The sequence below is a fragment of the Pseudomonas onubensis genome (assembly GCF_965653655.1).
GTDB lineage: Bacteria > Pseudomonadota > Gammaproteobacteria > Pseudomonadales > Pseudomonadaceae > Aquipseudomonas.
On the sequence record NZ_CBFHAZ010000039.1, the window covers coordinates 1 to 18921 of the forward strand.

Annotated in this window: 15 protein-coding genes and 1 tRNA gene; 9 read left to right on the forward strand and 7 right to left on the reverse strand. The window is 58.6% G+C overall.

Annotation, left to right across the window (positions count from 1 at the left end; genetic code table 11):
• Positions 1-181: 181 nt before the first annotated feature.
• A complete protein-coding gene (locus ACTD9P_RS14870) occupies positions 182-718 on the forward strand; it encodes a hypothetical protein (protein WP_438868254.1) in 537 nt (178 codons plus the stop codon).
• A 153-nt stretch (positions 719-871) separates the two neighbouring features.
• On the opposite strand, the gene ACTD9P_RS14875 is transcribed toward ACTD9P_RS14870, so the two are convergent.
• On the reverse strand, positions 872-1126 hold the full coding sequence (locus tag ACTD9P_RS14875; protein ID WP_438868255.1) for a hypothetical protein: 255 nt from the start codon (positions 1124-1126) through the stop codon (positions 872-874).
• Between the two features lie 682 nt (positions 1127-1808).
• Between ACTD9P_RS14875 and ACTD9P_RS14880 the strand changes: the two genes are divergently transcribed.
• Positions 1809-4379 carry an autotransporter family protein gene (locus ACTD9P_RS14880; protein WP_438868256.1) on the forward strand — a complete coding sequence of 857 codons (2571 nt, stop codon included), beginning with the start codon at positions 1809-1811 and terminating at the stop codon, positions 4377-4379.
• Positions 4380-4663: 284 nt separating this feature from the next.
• On the opposite strand, the gene ACTD9P_RS14885 is transcribed toward ACTD9P_RS14880, so the two are convergent.
• Entirely contained in the window at positions 4664-5251 is a 588-nt protein-coding gene (locus ACTD9P_RS14885) for a hypothetical protein (protein ID WP_438868257.1), read from the reverse strand.
• Positions 5252-5267: 16 nt separating this feature from the next.
• Entirely contained in the window at positions 5268-5879 is a 612-nt protein-coding gene (locus ACTD9P_RS14890; protein WP_138817360.1) for a hypothetical protein, read from the reverse strand.
• 428 nt (positions 5880-6307) lie between these two features.
• Between ACTD9P_RS14890 and ACTD9P_RS14895 the strand changes: the two genes are divergently transcribed.
• From ACTD9P_RS14895 to ACTD9P_RS14905, 3 genes are read left to right on the forward strand one after another with little or no spacing between them, the layout of a single operon-like run.
• A complete protein-coding gene (locus tag ACTD9P_RS14895) occupies positions 6308-6988 on the forward strand; it encodes a CsgG/HfaB family protein (protein ID WP_438868258.1) in 681 nt (226 codons plus the stop codon).
• Between the two features lie 29 nt (positions 6989-7017).
• The gene (locus ACTD9P_RS14900; RefSeq protein WP_017848623.1) at positions 7018-7380 is read left to right on the forward strand and encodes a DUF4810 domain-containing protein; all 363 of its coding nucleotides are present in this window, start codon (positions 7018-7020) and stop codon (positions 7378-7380) included.
• Positions 7377-8027, forward strand: a complete 651-nt coding sequence (locus ACTD9P_RS14905) for a DUF799 domain-containing protein (RefSeq protein WP_438868259.1) — start codon at positions 7377-7379, stop codon at positions 8025-8027. Before ACTD9P_RS14900 ends, ACTD9P_RS14905 begins: the two co-directional genes overlap by 4 nt.
• A gap of 81 nt (positions 8028-8108) precedes the next feature.
• On the opposite strand, the gene ACTD9P_RS14910 is transcribed toward ACTD9P_RS14905, so the two are convergent.
• The 3 genes from ACTD9P_RS14910 to ACTD9P_RS14920 all read right to left on the reverse strand — a co-directional run bounded on the left by ACTD9P_RS14910 (position 8109) and on the right by ACTD9P_RS14920 (position 12868).
• On the reverse strand, positions 8109-9458 hold the full coding sequence (locus tag ACTD9P_RS14910) for a M10 family metallopeptidase C-terminal domain-containing protein (RefSeq protein WP_438868260.1): 1350 nt from the start codon (positions 9456-9458) through the stop codon (positions 8109-8111).
• Between the two features lie 303 nt (positions 9459-9761).
• Positions 9762-11147, reverse strand: a complete 1386-nt coding sequence (locus tag ACTD9P_RS14915; RefSeq protein WP_438868261.1) for a M10 family metallopeptidase C-terminal domain-containing protein — start codon at positions 11145-11147, stop codon at positions 9762-9764.
• A gap of 98 nt (positions 11148-11245) precedes the next feature.
• Complete coding sequence (locus ACTD9P_RS14920; protein ID WP_438868262.1) at positions 11246-12868, reverse strand: M10 family metallopeptidase C-terminal domain-containing protein; 1623 nt, start codon at positions 12866-12868, stop codon at positions 11246-11248.
• Between the two features lie 840 nt (positions 12869-13708).
• Between ACTD9P_RS14920 and ACTD9P_RS14925 the strand changes: the two genes are divergently transcribed.
• The 3 genes from ACTD9P_RS14925 (at position 13709) to ACTD9P_RS14935 (ending at position 16636) form a co-directional block, all read left to right on the forward strand.
• On the forward strand, positions 13709-15334 hold the full coding sequence (locus ACTD9P_RS14925; RefSeq protein WP_438868263.1) for a vWA domain-containing protein: 1626 nt from the start codon (positions 13709-13711) through the stop codon (positions 15332-15334).
• 151 nt (positions 15335-15485) lie between these two features.
• Positions 15486-16058 carry an RNA polymerase sigma factor gene (locus ACTD9P_RS14930; RefSeq protein WP_438868264.1) on the forward strand — a complete coding sequence of 191 codons (573 nt, stop codon included), beginning with the start codon at positions 15486-15488 and terminating at the stop codon, positions 16056-16058.
• Positions 16055-16636, forward strand: a complete 582-nt coding sequence (locus tag ACTD9P_RS14935) for a hypothetical protein (protein ID WP_438868265.1) — start codon at positions 16055-16057, stop codon at positions 16634-16636. Before ACTD9P_RS14930 ends, ACTD9P_RS14935 begins: the two co-directional genes overlap by 4 nt.
• Positions 16637-16969: 333 nt before the next feature.
• Here the strand turns inward: ACTD9P_RS14935 and ACTD9P_RS14940 are convergent.
• A tRNA-Arg gene (locus tag ACTD9P_RS14940) sits at positions 16970-17046 on the reverse strand.
• 369 nt (positions 17047-17415) lie between these two features.
• On the opposite strand from ACTD9P_RS14940, the gene gabD reads away from it, so the two are divergent.
• Entirely contained in the window at positions 17416-18858 is a 1443-nt protein-coding gene (gene gabD / locus ACTD9P_RS14945) for an NADP-dependent succinate-semialdehyde dehydrogenase (RefSeq protein WP_438868266.1), read from the forward strand.
• Positions 18859-18921 lie beyond the last annotated feature (63 nt).

Below are 18921 nucleotides of genomic sequence, written 5' to 3' on the forward strand. Positions count from 1 at the left end.
AAGGATTGAGCCTCGCGCCATAAAACGAAGGCCCAAGCCTTACCCGATGCTGATGCAGACGCGCTCGGCGGCAAGGGCCGAGGTCAGGAGAAATGGACACCCGAAGAAGGTTAAGTAAGTGCCATTCAAATCTGCCCCCTTTTCGCCTATAACCGCTTGATGTGTAAGCCTAGGAGTCGTCTTGAAAATACTTTTGTTGACCCTTTTTTCAGCTCTATTGCTGAGTGGCTGCGGCTCTGCGCGCTATGAGAAGCCTATCCCCTACGACCAGGCCACCACCGCACGCATCCGTCTATATGGGAATAACGGTTTGCCTGTCGCCATCAACCCGGGACAAGACTGCGCGTCGAGTAAAGAACCTCTTTTTGCCTACGGTTACACTGTTGCGGATAAGGTCAATTCCACCTTGGGGCAACACACCAAGCGAAGTGTCGGAATGCCCGCTTCCTGGAGGAGCGAGCACCTGAGCTATGGCGAGTCTTATGCCGAGTTTGTGATCCCTGCGGGGGTGCCGTCGGTGGTTGTGTTGAAGATGGTTGCCGCCGAGGCGTCTTGTGTGCCCGATGCCCGTGTATTTGTTCCTGAGGCGGGTAAAGATTATGAGGCGTACCTACAGAGGCAAGACTGGCAGTGCGGTGGCGTGATTCGACTGCTCTCTGGTCTGGAGACGCCGGGTGCTATCGCACACGTTCCGTCGAATAGTTGCGGGAGAAAATAAAGGTAACTGGCGGGCTGGGCCGGCAGCTGTTCATGCTTTTCGTTCAGCGCCAAGGCTGCATAGGCGACAGGCCACTTTTACTGCCCAAGCGTGGCCCGCACCTATTCACTGCCTCACCATTAACAGGGAAACTCGTCAGCCGCCCTGTCGTGGTCAGTTGACGCTGTTAAGCCTGCGAATAATGACATCCAGCAAATCACACCCATCGCGCAGCGGTATAGCCAGTAGTTGCGCGAAGTCTTGAAGCACCACAGCATCGCTGTTGAGTTGTTCGCGGAAGGCCAGGTTTTCCAGCAGTTGGGTGACGGCGCGAATCCGGTACGCGGCGGCGTCGTGGAGTACGTCGAGGGGTGCGCTGGTGTCGATAAGCAGAGCGGGGACGGTGCAGTCGTGGCCCGTTAGGGGCATGTATTGGTTCATTTTCAGTACTCTGTTGGTGGATTAAGCCACCACGCATTCGTCGCCAAACGAATGGGTGGCAGCTGTACGCAGGTTGGCGAACCGGAACAGAGTAACCGGCAGACCCAAGGGTCTCCCGCGCACAGCCGCCATAACATGCACAGCTTTGCGGGTGCAAAAACACCTGCATAGAAGCGGGTTGCTTTTGCACTCTGTTGTCAGGTCGCCAAACCTGATCGCCATATGGGCGACGGGCCGGACTATAAGCCCCCCACCCAAACCCACGCAAGGCACCAACGCCCTGACTCAACCCCCTTTCGCCTATCCCCAACCCCACCATCCTCAACGCATTCCGCCGTCCGGTCACGGATATCAGGCAAACCCTCGGTAGTTTGAGGAAGTTTCCTACCGCAAAAGGAACCATTTCCCTCAAACCCGGGTCTTTACCCCGCCCACCCGCAACCGGTCGGGCTGCATGGACTGCAGCGTTTTTAAAACGACATTAAGGATTAATGTGAACTTCGCCTCCCCAATCCCTTTTCTGCCACCACCGGCTGCGGTGCGATTGCTCGCGCCTGGGGTTCAGCAGGGCGCCTTGGGGGAATGCATTCGGATCATCTGATCCCTCGCTCAGCACACCTACAGCCGCCGGGCGTATTGGCGGCTTTGACTGTAGTTCATGGAGTTTGAAATGAAGCGCAAGCCGTTCCAGAAAACCCTGCTGGCCCTGATGGTCAGCGCAGGCGCCGCGCATGTTGCTGCGGTGGAATTCGACGTGAGCAGCGGCCAGAACAAGTGGAAAGGTCAGGTGTTCAACGAGCCTGTCACTTTGGTCGGGTCGCGCAATGTGGTGGCCACCCAGCGTTATGTCGATGGGGCGAGTGTTGCCGAGACCGATATTCAGGGCTCGCTGATCAACCGCGCCGACTACACCATCGATGGCAGTGGTCTCAACATCCGCGGGTTCGTGGTAGATGGCGCACTGGACTCTGATCTGCGGGCCCGTGGCGGCACGATCACCGGTGATGTGATCCAGGCCGGTACGATCAGGCTCACCAACCAGACCTGGGCCGAAGGTTTTGAGGTGGGCGCCGCGAACATCGGCGGCAGCGTGATCAACTCCGGAACTATCATCACCGTTGACGTACCGGGTTCCGGCCCCGAGAGCGACGGCGAGGGGATCTACCTCAATGGCACCACCGTAGGCGGCGATGTCGTCAACTCTGGCCTGGTGGACGTGACGTCCTACTACGGCTACGGCCTGATCCTGGATACCCATAACAACATGCCGGTGACCGTCGGCGGCAAAATCCTCAATTCCGGCACCATCCGCGTCACGGGTGAAGAGGCGTTGGGCATTGAAGTTGAAACCGACACCAGTGACCTGCGTATAGAAAACAGCGGTGTGGTGACGGTCAACGGTGGCTTGGCCAGGGCCGTACAGTTCAACTCCGGTACCTTCGATTACTTGCTCAATACCGGCACGATTGAAGCCAACGGCGCCAATGCGGTGGCTGTCCATCTGACTGGGGCGACCTTTACCCAGAACCCGCAGTCGGGCGCGCGCGGCGTTATCAACCGTGGCCTGATCAGTGCCGACAGCACCGCGATCCTGGTCGATGCCCGTGACCAGACTTCGCCGTTCGAGATCAACCAGCAAGCAGGCGAGATCCGCAGCAAATCCGGCACGGCCATCGACGCCGCCAACCTTGCCACGTTGAACTGGACGGGCGGCAAAATCACTGGCGACCTGCTCAACCTGAGCGCGGTGAATGTCGCTGGCCAAGCTGATTTTGTAGGCCAGCGCATCATCGCGCCGGTCTCGATCAATTCCGGCTCGCTTAACCTGGCCGCGCCCGGTACCACGATCAGCGGCAACCTTAACGTCGCCAGCGGTGCGGGCATTGATATGCACCTGGCCGACAGCGTGGTGCCGACCACGCCGTATCTGTCGGTCAACGGTACGGCTAATTTCGCCCAGGCGTCGAAGCTCACGGTGAGTGCGCAGCCAGGCGACTTTGCGCGCACCAATAACGGCACTCAATACACCCTGTTGCAGGCCACCAGTGTGCAGAACAACGGCCTGTCGGTTGCCAGTTCGTCATCGCTGCTCAACGTGCTGAGCTACTCGGCGGATGCGCAAACGGTCAAGGCTGTCGTCGCAGTTAAAGACAACCAGCAAGTGCAGCAGGAACTTGCCGGTGCAGGTGCCAGCGCCGCAGCGGCCACGGCGGTGAATACGTTCAAGAACGATGTGCTCGGCGGGCTCAACCAGAACGACCCAGTGTTCCAGTCCCTCGCCAACGCCGGGACTGCGCAACAGCTTGCTCAAGTGAGCGAGCAGCTCAAGCCGGATGTGAACCGTGGCGCGCTGGATGTGGCGTTGTCGGGGCAGACTGTTATCAATGGCGCGATCTTCAACCGCCTCACTGATCAGCGCGAAGGCCATCAAACCGGCGGCGTGTGGGTGCAGGGTTTGAGCAGCAACATGGACCAGGATGGGCGCGGCGGTAACAACGGTTACTCGGCCAACAGCAGCGGCATGGCCGTGGGTGTGGACGGGCGTTTGAACGACACCACCACCTTGGGTGTGGCTTACAGCTACCTCAATTCCAACATCCATTCGGACCTGGGCAACAAGACCGATGTGGAGGGCCACGCGCTGTCGCTGTATGGCAACTGGGCGCTGCAAAACTGGTTTGTCGATGGCAGCCTCAGCTACGGCCATAACGACAACGACAGCAAGCGCCATGTGGCCGGCACCACGGCCAAGGGCAGTTATGACAGCAATGTGCTGTCGGCCAGTGTGATCGGCGGCTACAGCTTCAAGCCATCGCAGGCGGTGGTGATCGAACCACGCGTGGCGGCGCGTTATGCCAACGTGCGCATGGACGGCTACGACGAGAAGGGTTCTTCGGCGGCGCTGAGCACGCGTTCGCAGCGTTATGAAGTGGGTGAGTTGGGTGCCGGTGTGCGTTTGGCCAGCAACTTGCCGATGGGCGCAGGCAGCCTGCAACCGGAAGCCACCTTGATGGCGTATCACGACCTGATGGGTGATCGCGTCGCGCAAACCTCCAGCTTTGTGGCGGGTGGTGCGGCGTTCACCACCACCGGCGCGTCGGTGGCGCGTGACAGCTACGAGGCGAGTGTGGGCGTGAACTACCAGGTGTCGGACTTCACCGTGGGCGCCAGCTACACCCGCCAAGCGCGCAGTGGCTTCGACGCCGATGGCGTGATGCTCAAAGCGCGTTACGCGTTCTAAACCCCAGCGCTGATCGTTCCCACGCTCCGCGTGGGAATGCCGCCCTGGACGCTCTGCGTCTGCTTTTGAGGCCGTGACGCAGAGCGTCACCGGATGCATTCCCACGCGGAGCGTGGGAACGATCGGTAAAGCGCGTTACGCGTTCTAAGCCCCAGCGCTGATCGTTCCCACGCTCTGCGTGGGAACGCCGCCCTGGACGCTCTGCGTCTGCTTTTAGGGCCGTGACGCAGAGCGTCACCGGATGCATTCCCACGCGGAGCGTGGGAACGATCAGCTTCCTGATGTCAGAATAATTTGCGCTGCACGGCCTCATCCAGCGTACTGCGGGTCAGTGCTTCAACCACTTCTCCGGTATTGGCCTGGAACGGGATGCCTACGATCAGCACCAGGTGCATCCACGTGCGCACCGATTCGCTTTTCTTGACCCGGCCCAACTCTTTGCCGTCCTTATCTTTGAACACGGTTTCCAGGGTGAAGGTGTTCTTCGCCGTGGACGGGATGATGAAGAACGTGGCGCCGGTGATGATCGCCGAGGCCATGCTGAACTGTTCGTTGTTGTACAGCGTGGCGTCGGCGTAGATGTCCGAGTCAACCTTGTCGGTGCTCACCCGCGCAAAGCGGTTGGATTGGCGGAAAGCGTCGGTCACGGCCTTGTCCCACTGGGCCGCGGGTGCGCCAGCAACCGTATTGCCGGGGCCGCCGTTGACTTGTCGCAGTGCCGTGGTGCGCACGTAGGCAGTAGGCTTTTGCGCGGGTGTGGCGGCGGTCGGCGGCCAGGTTTGCACGGCGGGCAATTCGTGTTGCGAGTAGGACACGCAGCCGGTCAACAAGACGGCGGCGAGGACCAGGCTGTGTTTGATCAACCCTTTCATGTGTTGCTCCCTGAAATTACGGTTTGGCCAGTTTGGCGGTGGCAGTGTCGAGCAGTTGCGCGACCAGTTCGTTCAACTGTTTGGCGCCCATAGTCGGGGCCCAGTATTCGCGGCCGTAGAGGCCCACGTTGCGTTCAAACTTGACCTCTTGCTTGGCGCTCGCCAGTTCCTTGCCGTCACGGTCGACAATCACCAGGTCGCCGGCCACGTCGAAGGTGTCGACGAAAATCGGGCCGTTGACCCAGATCCAGATCGTCAGCGTCAGGAGGGCACCAGGCACGTAGGCGGGGTGAACGCCGCGGTGGCCCTTGAGGGAGGTCATGTTGAATTTCAGCGCGACGTCGTTTTCGCCAAGGCGCACCGGGTACTCAGTGACCTGCTTGAAGTAGCCCGCTGTACGCACGTACTGGTTGAGCTGGGCCGTGAGCGAGCGGCTGATCGCGGTTTTGTTGGCGTCGTTGACGTCGGCGGCGCTCACCGTCACATCAGCGACTTGTGCACTGCGCGGGCTGCTGACGGGTGCCGGGTGGAGCGGGGCGCCAATGGGGCCGCTGACGGTGTAGGAGACGCAGCCGGTCATCGACAGCGTCGCAATCAGGGCCGCAGCCCGAAGGAGGGTTTTCAACACGCAATATCCCTATTTAATGAACAAGCCAAGCCAATGTCTCGACCGATGGCTGCGTAACTTGAGGCGGGCGCGCAACGTAACAGAATGCCGTTGAGCGGGGAACGCCCCCGCAGCAACGAAACCGCTTGAGTACACAGGGCAACCCCGTAAAATGCCGCGCACTGGATACAAGGCATTTTCAAGGATGAATCAAGCAATGCGCCTCTCTGCTTTTCTCCCTGCCACCCGCCTCACCGCGGGCCGCACGTTTCAACCGCACTGCTGCGTGGCAGTCACCCTTCCTGATACCGCTATTGGCGGGCTCGACACTGTCGATGTTGAGGCTGCGTGCAAACGCGCGCGCGTTTTCAGCAAAATCTGATTGCCGCGACTTCGTTGATAACTTACATAACAGCCCTTTCCGCTGGTTCCACCCCTAGGAGCACTCTGTGAAAACACTGACCAAAATCCTGCTGTCAGGCCTCACCGCCGCAGCGCTGCTGAGCGTGGCCGGTTGCGCCACCGAGAGCAACCGCGCGATGCCGGTGGAGCAAGTTGCCAGCGCCCACGTCGCCTATTCCGGCGTGCGTGTGCCGATTGCCGTGGGCAAGTTCGATAACCGCTCCAGCTACATGCGCGGCATTTTCTCCGACGGCGTTGACCGCCTCGGCGGCCAGGCCAAGACCATCCTGATCACCCACCTGCAGCAGACCAACCGCTTCAGCGTGCTGGACCGCGACAACATGGGCGAAATCTCCCAGGAAGCCGCAATCAAAGGCACCGTGCAAAAGCTTAAAGGCGCTGACTACGTGGTGACGGGCGACGTGACCGAATTCGGCCGCAAAGAGACCGGCGACCGCCAGCTGTTCGGCATTCTTGGCCGTGGCAAGACCCAAGTGGCTTACGCCAAAGTCGCGCTGAATATCGTCAACATCAGCACCTCCGAAGTGGTGTATTCCACCCAGGGCGCCGGTGAGTACGCGCTCTCCAACCGTGAAGTCATCGGTTTTGGCGGCACTGCCAGCTACGACTCCACCCTCAATGGCAAGGTGCTGGACCTGGCCATGCGCGAAGCGATCAACCGCCTGGTAGACGGCATCAACGCCGGCGCCTGGAACCCGCGTAACTGATAACAACAACGCCAAGGAGCACTACACGGATGAGCAAGGCAGTTAAGTTGGCGCTGATGCTGACAGCAATCGCGACGGTCGCCGGGTGCCAGACGGCGCCCCAACCCCTGTATCAATGGGAAAGCTACCAGCCGCAGGTTTACGAGTACTTCAAGGGCGAGCCCAAGGAAGCGCAGGTGGAAGCCCTGGAACGTGATCTGCAAAAGATCAACGCCAGCGGCCGCAAGGCCCCGCCGGGTTACCACGCGCACCTGGGCATGCTGTACCTGAGCATGGGCAAGGATGACCAGATGGTGCAGGAGTTTCGCACCGAGAAGGCCTTGTTCCCTGAATCTGCTGCATACATGGACTTTTTGCTGAAAAACGCCAAGACCGGAGTTGCCACTAAATGAGCCTGTTAAAACTCACCGGCGCCTTGCTGGCCCTGGCGTTGCTCGGCGGCTGCGCGGCGCCCAAGACCATTGATTACACAGCGTTCAAACAGTCTCGACCGAAGTCGATCCTGGTACTGCCGCCGATCAATGAGTCACCGGAAGTGCAGGCCTCCTACAGCCTGGTTTCGCAGGTCACCTACCCGTTGGCCGAAGCCGGTTACTACGTGTTGCCGATTGCCCTGGTGGACGAAACTTTCCGCCAGAACGGCCTGACCACCGCCAACGATATCCAGGGCGTGGCGCCGGGCAAGCTGCATGACATTTTTGGTGCGGACGCGGCGCTGTACATCACCATCAGCGACTACGGCACCAAGTACATGCTCATCTCCAGCGACACCTCCGTGACGGCCTCGGCCAAGCTGGTGGACCTGCGCACCGGCACCACATTGTGGACCGGCTCGGCACGCGCCTCCAGCGAGGAAGGCAACAACAATGGTGGCGGCCTGGTGGGCATGCTGGTGTCGGCAGCAGTGAAGCAGGTGATCAACAGCTCCACCGATGCGGCGCACCCGATTGCCGGTATTGCCAGTGTTCGGTTGCTGTCGGCGGGGCAGCGTACCGGTATTTTGTATGGCCCGCGTAACCCGAAATACGGCACCGACTGAGTGCCTGTTCAGCCGTGAACAGCCTTTGCTGGCCGCTTCGGTCTGCAAAGGCTTAGCGGGGGTGGTGCCCATGCGTTGCAGTCAGTTTACAAGCACATCCGGTGGCCTGATCACTTGCGTACTGGTCACCACGAAGTCGGCTGTGCGGTTACCGGTCAAGTCGATGGCGATGAAATGGCGTTGGGTTTGTGGGTTGAAACCCACGATCGCGTCGCCAATGCGCCCGCTGAATGCCTTGACGGGCTTGAATTGTGCATTGGTTCTTCGCTCCAGTCCGCGCAGGTCAATCTTGTCGGTGCCGCTGGTGAAGTCCATGATTTCATCCGGGTTGGCAGGCGTGGAGTCGCTGGCGTGGTTATAGACGAAACTGTCGGCGCCGCCGCCGCCGCGCATGCGGTCCGCACCCGCCCCACCGGTAAGCCGGTTATCGGCCTCGTTGCCGATCAGCACATCGTGGCCTGAGCCACCGATAGCGTTTTCGATGAGGCAGTTGCGGGCGATAGAGACGTTGCCCTGATAACCACCCACGTCGGAAAACGAGCCATCCCTCAGATTGATCGTTTGGTTATTGCCGTAACCCGAGAAGTCCAGCGTGTCATTGCCGGCGCCATCCCATACGCAAAAAATAGCGGCGTCCTGATGGCTTCTCAGGGAGTAGTGGTCCCTGCCGGTGTTGGAGTTGAAACCGTAGATGTTGTTTTCTCGGCGTGTTTGATAGTTGGCGCCGTACTGGTGCTGGATAGCGCTGATGTCATCCATCATGGGAGCCAGCGGCCTGCCTTCGAAGCGTTTGCCACTGCTTTGAGCAGGGTAATAGCTCATGACGGTATGGGCTTTAGAGTCTTGGGCATACAACCGTTTGGCGTCGTCTTTTTGGCCGTCGTAAGGACCGGGGTGATTCAGGCCGAGCGTGTGACCGATTTCGTGGGTTATGGTGGGGCGTGTCACAAAGCCCGGTTGATAGCGGGTATCGCCAGCGATGCCGTTTTTGTCGTTGCTATAGGGGTAGTAGCCGTCGGCAACTATCACATTATTGGAAATACGGAAGGCCAGCCGTCCTTCTGCCGGGCCGCCGTTTTCAGTGAACGTCAGGTTCGCCACATCGCCCCAGGACTGGATGGCGCGCCGTGCTTCTTGTTTCTCGTAGTCGTTGAATCCAAGACCCTGTTCATAAGTGAAGTTGTAGGAAATCTCGGTCCTGTTGTTTTGGTTTCGGTCCTGCCATTTCAACCTGCCCCCCGTCAGTTGCTCAACGGCCTGACGCTGATTAAATGACGGTCTGTCGGCTCTGCTTGTGTAGGGATCATTCGCGCGTTGAGTCGGGTCATAGTTGCCCCCATTGCCGCTCAGAGAACGGGCTACCGGGGCGTCCCAGCGGCGCTGTGCAGGGCTTTGGGCCGATTGAGCGCTGCTCGAATAAGGCTTGTACATCGGCGTTACAGGATTAATTCTCAAGGTCGTTATGCTCACGGGTATTGGCATTTTTCCTTCTTGGTGAGGCAGGCAGGTTCCCTTTTGCTAAGTGTGAAGTTGCCAGTGTTGGCGTCACTTTCCAAAGCCCGATGTGTGTCCGAGTAAGTCGTTTTTCTTGCAGGTAAAGTGTTCCTACACAGGGTTAAGCCAATGCCCAGTCTGGGCTGAATTTTCGCCCTGCATCAGAAAAAACGGCCACCGCGAATGACCGTTTTTCACACGTGTTCAGGGACGACTTTGAACCCTGGTGCGACAGTGCGTTTATCCGAAGATAGGCCGTGAGGTCATCAGCCCATTGATATCCTGGGGCCTTATCAACCGCGTGCTTTTCAGCAGGAAGTCCGTCTGGCCGTTTCCGGTCAGGTCAATGGCGATAAAGTACCGATTACTGTAGGCGTTGAACCTCACCAGCGTGTCGCCCGCGCGGCCGGAGTAGGTGTGGACCAGTCGCAGCTGAGTGCGGGTGTCCTGGCTCAACCCGGTAAGGTCGATCCTGTCCCGGCCGCTGACAAAGTCGGTGATCAGGTCAGCACCCGCAGCGGTTGAATCGCTGGCCTTGTCGTAGACAAAAACATCCGCGCCGCCGCCGCCGCTCAACGTGTCTGCGCCGCCCCCACCCTTGAGGCGGTTGTTGGCGTTGTTGCCGATCAACGTATCGTCATGGTTGCCGCCAATGGCATTCTCCACGGTCACGCCCTTGGCGATGGAAACGTTGCCTTTCATACCGCCCACATCAGAGAAAGCTTCGGCGTTCAAGTTGATGGTTTGTTTCTGATTGAAACCGGAACAGTCCAACGTATCGTTGCCACCGCCATCCCATATGCAAAAAACCGGTGCGTCCCGCGAGGATGTCAGGCTGAAATGATCGCGCTCGGTGTTGGAGTTGAAACCGTAAATGGTATCGCCGCGCCGGGTCTGGTAGTTGGCGCCGTAGGCGGCCTGTATGGCTGCAATGTCATGCATCAGGGGCGCCACCGAGTAGTGGGTCCACTGTGCGTTTTTCGAGAAGTCCTGACCACTTCTGATTTCGGGGTTGTAACTCATCACGCTGTAGGCTTGAGTGTCCTCCAGGTATTCGCGCTTGGCGGGTTGCTCGGTATAGTTGCCGGTATGGTCAAGGCCCAGCGTATGCCCAATTTCGTGGGCCATGACATGTCGGTCGTGACGGTCCGTCTTGGGTTGCGCATGCCCTGAGTCCAGCCATGCCTCGCCGCCTTCTTTGAAGCGCTTGGGAAAGGGCAGGGTCGCATAGGATTCCTCATTGCCCTCGTAAATACCCAGGGTCAGTCGCCCCTCGGTACTGGCACTTTTATGCGAGAACTTTATACGGGCGACATCGGCCCAGGCTTGCATCGACATCAGCGCACGTTTCTTTTGTTGTTCATTTAACTCACGGGCTTCCTTGGGAACATGACTGACCCTGTGCGGCTCATCCGGCTTAAAGAACTCATAGGCAATATCAATGACGCCGTCGCGGTTGCGGTCTTGCCATTTCAATCCCATTTCCCGGCTGGCGCGCAGCAACTGCCTGGCGGCTTGGTCGGTGGTGTAGGAAAGCAATGGTGTATCCTTTACGGCGCCGGGTTGTTGCCGGGCCGGTTCAAATAATGCAAGCGGCGTATAAGGCTTGTTAATAACAGAGTGCATCTACTTGAGTCCTTTTAATAGGCGAGCGGAGGCGTGAACGTTAACGTTCATGGGTAACGGGGGTTGCTCCAGGGGGATAGGGTAAACCGTTGGAATGACTACCTGCGTGAAGATGACCCAGCATGGCTTTGAATGTTCGCAGTTAAACCCAAAATATCCTCGGATTTTATTAATTGAGTGCTTTTGATCAAAAAGTCGGTCTGACGATTACCCGTCAAGTCCACGCCCACAAAGTATCGACCACTGCGTGAGTTGAACTTAACTACGGTGTCGCCAATACGGCCTGTATAGTGAGCGACAAGCCGCAGCGGTGTGCCGGTAGTCTTTACCAAATCGGTGAGATTGATCTTGTCTTTGCCACTGACAAAGTCCTCGATCAAGTCGGCGTTGTGAAAGGACGAGTCGTTGACCTTTTCGTAAGTGTGTGTGATTGAACGATGGGCTTGGCGGGTTGGTGTGATTGCGGACCGAGTACTTGGGGCGTCAGGCTGTTGATGAGGGGGTGGGGTATTTGCGGAGGCGACAATATCTTTGGCTTTGACTTGCCCATAGGTGCGGATCAGCAGGTCGGCTTTGCCGTCGCCCGTCAGGTCAATCGCCACGCTGCTCTTGCCGCTTTGTTCATCGTAGGTGAGCACGGTCTCACCGGCCTTGCCTGTCATCTCACTGACGAAGGCGAGGGCGCCGACATTGGCGTTCTTCATGGCCACGGACACATTGATTTTGTCGGTGCCGCTGACAAAATCCATAATCGTATCGGGGTTTTCGGGCGTGGACTCACTGGCACTGTTGTAGTCAAACGTATCCGCGCCGCCGCCGCCGCGCAGCCGGTCACCACCCGCGCCGCCGGTGAGCCGGTTATCGGCATCGTTGCCGATCAGCGCGTCGTCGCCTGAGCCGCCGATGGCATTTTCCATGACGACATCGCGAGCGATGGATACGTTGCCTCTGAGGCCGCCGACATCGGAGTACGAGCCGGCCTTGAGATTGATCGTCTGGTTGGAACGGTAGCCGGAAACGTCCAGGGTATCGTTCCCGCCTCCATCCCAAATGCAGAACACCGCTTTATCCTGATTGGAATTGAGGGTGTAGTAGTCACGCTGGCTGTTGGAATTGAACCCGTAGGTGGTGTTGTCCGAACGGATTTGACGATTGATGCCATAGAGCGCCTGGATGGCGGAAATATCATCCATCATGGGTGAATCTGGATCGGAACGGCCATGGCTTTTGCCGCTTTTCTCTGCACTGAAATAACTCATGACGCTATGGGCCTTCGAGTCTTGTGCATGGCTCCATTGGCTTTCGCTCACGCCACCATCGTAATTACCGCTATGTGCCAGCCCCAGTGCGTGGCCTGTTTCGTGAACTACCATTTCGTCCGTCACATGATTGGGGTTATAAGTCGTGACGCCGGCATCGTTGTAGTTACCTGGTGAGTTGCCATGGCCGCCGGGCACTGCGGAGGATATGTGAAACGACATCCTCCCTTCTGTGCGAGGCCCATTTTCCACGAAGGAAAGGTTGGCCACGTCGCTCCACGACTGCAGGGCACGCCGTGCCATTTCTTTCTGGCGTTCATTGAACTGCCCGAAACCGGAGTTGAACGAGTAGGCGACAGCGACCTTGCCATCGCCATTAATGTCACGCCACTTAGTGTTCATGCGAGTGAGGTTGTCGGCGGCCTGGCGTGCATCGAATGAGCGTTTGTTGAGGTTGGCCACATACGGGTCGTCAGGTCGCAGAGTAGGGTCTTTGCCGTCCCAGTTGCGCTTGGTCGGTGTGTCGGAGGTATTGGGAAGGGTTCCGGGGTTTGGGTTCCACGGGGTGTACGTAGTCGGTTGAAAAAGCGGGCGCACAAACGGGTGCTGAACGAATGGCTGTATAAATGGACGAAAAATCGAGTGCCGATATATTTGGGTCAAAGGCCGAAGTAACGGTTGCAAAAAATCCCCCCCGAAGTTTCGGTGTGAAAGTGCTAACGGCCTGAAGTCGATTCTCATAAGAATAATCCGGATTTTATCGTGGGATGAGTTCCTTTTTTGTTTGGAAAGCGCATGTCCATGTGCTGAAAATACCTTCGCATCCTATAAGTTGATTGGCAATGAGGTATATATTTGTTGGGTGTTTCCGGGGGTGGGCTTTACATAAATTGCAACGCAGGTCATGTTTATTGAATTCTTGATTTTTGCAAGTGTCGCACTGATTTTCATGCCGATATTTGTCATTTTTAAAGCGCTCTTTTCAATCTTGTTTATTATGTGTTTTTTCGACATACAGAACTGCTTACAGAATCGGCATTGTGGGTAAAGCTTTTATCGATGTTTAAGTAAGAAATTTTACTCAACTGGTTTTATTTGAAGTTTTTCCCATAGGGCGGCAAGGTTTCTTGGACTCGACAGCGTTGAATCGCTTACCGCCTTCTACGCCATGAGCTGACATTTGGCGCTCACTGCGCAGTCGGACGAGCGTGCAGTGCAAGTGAATCCTGGTCATTAACCCGAACCCACTGTGGTTCGCGTCTGAACCTATGAACGGATTATTTACTGTTGAGGTTCGGCACCATGTCACATGTACCTTTAATTACGCGTCCCATCGCCTGTAGTGTCGCCGCCACCGTGCTGATGACGCTTGCAGGCTGTGGGTTGTCATCTTCTCCCGAGGCAACCAAGCCGGTCGAGCCTCTCTCTGCTCCCCGCCCTGAGGGCGCCTTGGCCAAGCGAGCAGCTACGCCTGTATTGATGGCCGCGCCAATGCCCATGCATGAGGCCATGGATTTGGCGTATCGGGCCGAGCCTCAAGAGCGCTACCAGAGCCTGCCCGACAACCCGGTCTACAGCGTTGCACAAACCCCGGTCTCGACCTTCAGTGCCGACGTCGACACCGGCAGCTACGCCAACGTGAGACGTTTCCTCAACCAAGGGCGGCTGCCACCTGACGGCGCCGTCAGGCTTGAGGAAATGCTCAATTATTTCCCCTATGACTACGCGCTGCCCACTGATAGCTCGCCCTTTGGCGTGACCACCGAAGTCGCCACCACACCGTGGAACCCGCACACGCGACTGCTGCGCATCGGCATCAAGGCGTCCGACCGCGCGGTGGCCGACCTGGCGCCGGCCAACCTGGTATTTCTGGTGGATGTGTCGGGTTCCATGGACCGCCGTGAAGGGTTGCCGCTGGTAAAAAGCACGCTGAAATTGCTGGTGGACCAACTGCGTGATCAAGACCGTGTGTCGCTGGTGGTCTACGCCGGTGAGTCGCGTGTGGTGCTTGAACCCACCAGTGGGCGCGACAAAACCAAAATCCGCAACGCCATCGACCAACTCACCGCCGGCGGCTCAACGGCAGGCGCCTCCGGCATCGAGTTGGCTTACCAGATGGCCCGTACCGGCTTTATAGAGAAGGGCATTAACCGCATCATGCTGGCCACCGACGGTGACTTCAATGTGGGCATCAGCGACTTCGACAGCCTCAAGCAGATGGCCGTCGACCAACGCAAAAGCGGCGTGTCCCTGACCACCCTGGGTTTCGGTGTGGATAACTACAACGAGCACCTGATGGAACAGCTTGCCGACGCCGGTGATGGCAACTACGCCTACATCGACAACCTGCGCGAAGCCCGCAAGGTACTCGTGGATCAGCTCAGCTCGACCTTGGCAGTGGTGGCGCGTGATGTGAAGTTGCAGGTGGAATTCAACCCCGCCCAGGTCAGCGAGTATCGGCTGCTGGGTTATGAAAACCGCGCCCTGAAACGCGAGGACTTCAACAACGACAAGGTCGACGCCGGTGAAATTGGCGCCGGGCACACCGTGACCGCGCTGTACGAAATTGTGCCCAAGGGCGAGAAGGGCTGGTTGGAGCCGTTGCGTTACGCCGCCGCGCCTGCGGCCGAAAACACCTCCGCTGAGCTGGCCATACTGCGCGTACGCTACAAACCGGCAGCGAGCGGTGCCAGCCAACTGATCGAACGGCCCATCCGCAACGAAACCACCCCGGCCAGCGCCGACCTGCGCTTCGCGGCGGCAGTGGCTGCGTTCGCCCAACAGCTCAAGGGCGATGGCCGCTACACTGGCAGCATGAGCTTAAAGGACACCGCCACACTGGCCCGCTCGGCCCGCGGCGATGACCCGTTCGGGTTGCGCAACGAGTTCGTGCAACTGGTGGAAGTGGCGCAGAGCCTCAAACACTGATCCCGAACATGGCAACAATCAACTGTGGGAGCTGGCTTGCCTGCGATTGCAGCAACTCGGTGTACAGGATGTACCGAGTCTTCTGCATCGCAGGCAAGCCAGCTCCCACAGTAAATGTGCATCGATCCATCGAAAGGAGTTCGCAACCTACATGGCCGTCCCCGATGACTCACCCAGCGACGAATCGCTGCTGGCCCGCTACCGAACCGGCGACGCTGCCGCGTTCGAGGTGTTATACGCGCGGCACCGCCAAGGCCTTTACCGGTTCCTGGTATCACTGAGCAACAAGGCCGAACTGGCCGAAGAGGTGTACCAGGAAACCTGGCTCAGCCTGATCCGCAGCGCCACCCAGCCACAGGGCCGGGCGAGTTTTCGTACATGGCTGTTCCAGATTGCGCGCAACCGCCTGATCGACCACTGGCGCAAGCACGGCATCCACAACCCGCTGCACGACAGCTACGACGAACAACTGCACGCCCAGGCCGACGACAGCGCCGGCCCAGAGCAGCAACTGAGCCTGAGCCGCGACCAGGCGCGCCTCGACGCCGCTTTGCAAGACCTGCCCGAAGACCAGCGCGAAGTCTTGCTGCTACGCCTGCACGGCGACCTCGAAGTGCCGCAAATCGCCGCCCTCACCGGCGCCCCGCTGGAAACCGTCAAAAGCCGCCTGCGTTACGCCCAGCAGAAACTGCGCCGCCTGCTGGCCGAGGAGATACTCGTATGACCCACTCTCCATACACACCTGACGACGAGCTGATCCAGCATTTGCGTCAACACAGCACCGGCGAGCCGCCTGCGTCCCTCGACGCCTTCCTCCTCGCCACCGCCCGCCGCGAAACCCCGGCACCGCAGCCAAGCCTGTGGCAACGCTGGCTGCAAGCCTGCCGCCAACCACGCTGGCAACTGGCATTCGCCACCGTCGCCGGTGTGGCACTGATGATCGGCGTGGTGATGCGCGTGCCCGTGCCGCAGCAGGAGATATCCACCGCGACGTTTTCAGCGGCCCCGGCTCCGCAGATGTATGCCGCGCCTGCGCCCATAGCACGCATGGCGGTCGCGCCGAGGGTAGAGTCTGCGCCGGTTCAGGCTGAAATCGCCGGTGCGATGGCGGATGCGCCAGTGGCGAAGCTGAGCAAACGAGCGCCGGTCGTTGTGCCTTCGTTGGAGGAAGGGTTGCAGGAGATTGTGAACCTGCGCCTGGCGGGGCAAGCCAAAGCGGCGGATGAAAAGCTGTTGGCGCTGCATGAGCGCTTCCCTGAGGAAGACCTGCCAGCGCGGTTGGAGGCGTTGCAGAAGCGGTAAATAACTTCAAAAAGGCCCGCCACCGATTACTCGGTGGCGGGCTTTTTAATGGAGTCCTGAAAACAACTTGGCCAAATGTGGGAGCGGGCTTGCTCGCGAAAGCGGTGTATCAGTCACACCTGTATTGGCTGACACTCCGTCTTCGCGAGCAAGCCCGCTCCCACATTTTGATCTTCGTTTGCCTGGAAAGGCGCTGCGGGGAAATGGGCACAGATTTATTTACACCCCAAGTCAAACTATCCGGATAGTGCGGAGACTTGAAGCCCAGGACATACAAAAAAAGCCCACAAAAAAGCCCCAGCTCTTTCGACCTGGGGCTTTTTCATCTGTATATGGTGCACCCGGCGGGATTCGAACCCACGACCCCTGCCTTCGGAGGGCAGTACTCTATCCAGCTGAGCTACGGATGCTTGTGCGGGCGACATCATACCCATGTCGACCTTGGGCGTCCATGCTGGTCTTTGGCCGTTTATGGGTAGGAATTTGCTGCCAAGAGGCTCTACACCGGCTACCAGTGATCAATACGTTGGAACCCGGCCGAAACACGCTGATCAGAAAGATTCGGCAAATGCGCCGTTTTCGTTCTTTTTTTCGAACAGACTATTGCCCTGTACCCCCATTGATCCTAGGATTCGTTTGAGATTTCAAACGCTCTGTCTCCCGTGCGCTATTTCACTTATCTCTCGCACTGGGTGATTTCCCTGACGGCAGCCCACAAGGCGCCTTTCAACAACTCTAATTCGCTCCGCGTGCGCGCGGTGCTGTTAAGGAAAGCCGACATGCAGCTCAAAGATACCCAGTTGTTCCGCCAACAAGCCTTTATCGATGGCGCTTGGGTCGATGCGGACAACGGTCAAACCATCAAGGTCAACAACCCGGCCACGGGCGAAATTCTTGGCACCGTGCCGAAGATGGGTGCGGCCGAAACCCGCCGTGCCATTGAAGCCGCCGACAAGGCCCTGCCGGCCTGGCGTGCACTCACCGCCAAGGACCGCGCCAACAAGCTGCGTCGCTGGTTTGAGCTGATCATCGAGAACCAGGACGACCTGGCGCGCCTGATGACCCTGGAACAGGGCAAGCCGCTGGCCGAAGCCAAAGGCGAAATCGTCTACGCCGCTTCCTTTATCGAGTGGTTCGCCGAAGAGGCCAAGCGCGTCTACGGTGATGTGATTCCTGGCCACCAGCCGGACAAGCGTCTGATCGTGATCAAGCAACCGATCGGCGTTACCGCGGCCATCACGCCGTGGAACTTCCCGGCTGCGATGATCACCCGTAAAGCCGGCCCGGCCCTGGCCGCTGGTTGCACCATGGTGCTCAAGCCGGCTTCGCAAACCCCGTACTCGGCGTTCGCCCTGGCTGAACTGGCCCAGCGTGCAGGCATTCCGAAAGGCGTGTTCAGCGTGGTTTCCGGCAGCGCCGGTGATATCGGCAGCGAGCTGACCAGCAACCCGATCGTGCGTAAGTTGTCCTTCACTGGCTCCACCGAGATCGGTCGCCAGTTAATGGCCGAATGCGCCAGGGACATCAAGAAAGTCTCGCTGGAACTGGGCGGCAACGCGCCGTTTATCGTGTTCGACGACGCCGACCTGGATAAGGCCGTCGAAGGCGCGATCATCTCCAAGTACCGCAACAACGGCCAGACTTGCGTGTGTGCCAACCGCCTGTACATCCAGGATTCGGTGTACGACGCGTTCGCCGAAAAACTCAAAGTGGCCGTGGCCAAACTCAAGATCGGCAACGGTCTGGAAGAAGGCACCACCACTGGCCCTTTGATCGACGAAAAAGCCGTGGCCAAAGTGCAGGAACACATCGCCGATGCCTTGAGCAAAGGCGCCAAGCTGCTGGCCGGTGGCAAGGTGATGGAAGGCAATTTCTTTGAGCCGACCATTCTGGTCAATGTGCCCAAAGATGCTGCTGTCGCCAAGGAAGAAACCTTCGGCCCACTGGCGCCGCTGTTCCGCTTCAAAGATGAAGCCGAAGTGATCGCGATGTCCAACGACACCGAGTTCGGCCTGGCTTCCTACTTCTATGCGCGCGACCTGGGCCGTGTGTTCCGTGTGGCTGAAGCCCTGGAATACGGCATGGTTGGCGTCAACACCGGGTTGATCTCCAACGAAGTGGCGCCGTTCGGCGGCATCAAGGCTTCGGGCCTGGGCCGGGAAGGCTCCAAGTACGGGATCGAGGATTACCTGGAAATCAAATACCTCTGCCTGGGTATCTAAACCAGGAAGGGATTGCAGTAAACGCAGAGGGCACGAGAGCGCTGACCCTTTGCGTGTTTCAAG

Coding starts and splice junctions, on each gene's coding strand:
- ACTD9P_RS14905 (WP_438868259.1), top strand. CDS start 7,377: ATGAGCCTGTTAAAACTCACCGGCGCCTTGCTGGCCCTGGCGTTGCTC.
- ACTD9P_RS14885 (WP_438868257.1), bottom strand. CDS start 5,251: ATGAAAGGGTTGATCAAACACAGCCTGGTCCTCGCCGCCGTCTTGTTG.
- ACTD9P_RS14875 (WP_438868255.1), bottom strand. CDS start 1,126: ATGCCCCTAACGGGCCACGACTGCACCGTCCCCGCTCTGCTTATCGAC.
- ACTD9P_RS14930 (WP_438868264.1), top strand. CDS start 15,486: ATGGCCGTCCCCGATGACTCACCCAGCGACGAATCGCTGCTGGCCCGC.
- ACTD9P_RS14880 (WP_438868256.1), top strand. CDS start 1,809: ATGAAGCGCAAGCCGTTCCAGAAAACCCTGCTGGCCCTGATGGTCAGC.
- ACTD9P_RS14910 (WP_438868260.1), bottom strand. CDS start 9,458: ATGTACAAGCCTTATTCGAGCAGCGCTCAATCGGCCCAAAGCCCTGCA.
- gabD (WP_438868266.1), top strand. CDS start 17,416: ATGCAGCTCAAAGATACCCAGTTGTTCCGCCAACAAGCCTTTATCGAT.
- ACTD9P_RS14925 (WP_438868263.1), top strand. CDS start 13,709: ATGTCACATGTACCTTTAATTACGCGTCCCATCGCCTGTAGTGTCGCC.
- ACTD9P_RS14915 (WP_438868261.1), bottom strand. CDS start 11,147: ATGCACTCTGTTATTAACAAGCCTTATACGCCGCTTGCATTATTTGAA.
- ACTD9P_RS14900 (WP_017848623.1), top strand. CDS start 7,018: ATGAGCAAGGCAGTTAAGTTGGCGCTGATGCTGACAGCAATCGCGACG.
- ACTD9P_RS14935 (WP_438868265.1), top strand. CDS start 16,055: ATGACCCACTCTCCATACACACCTGACGACGAGCTGATCCAGCATTTG.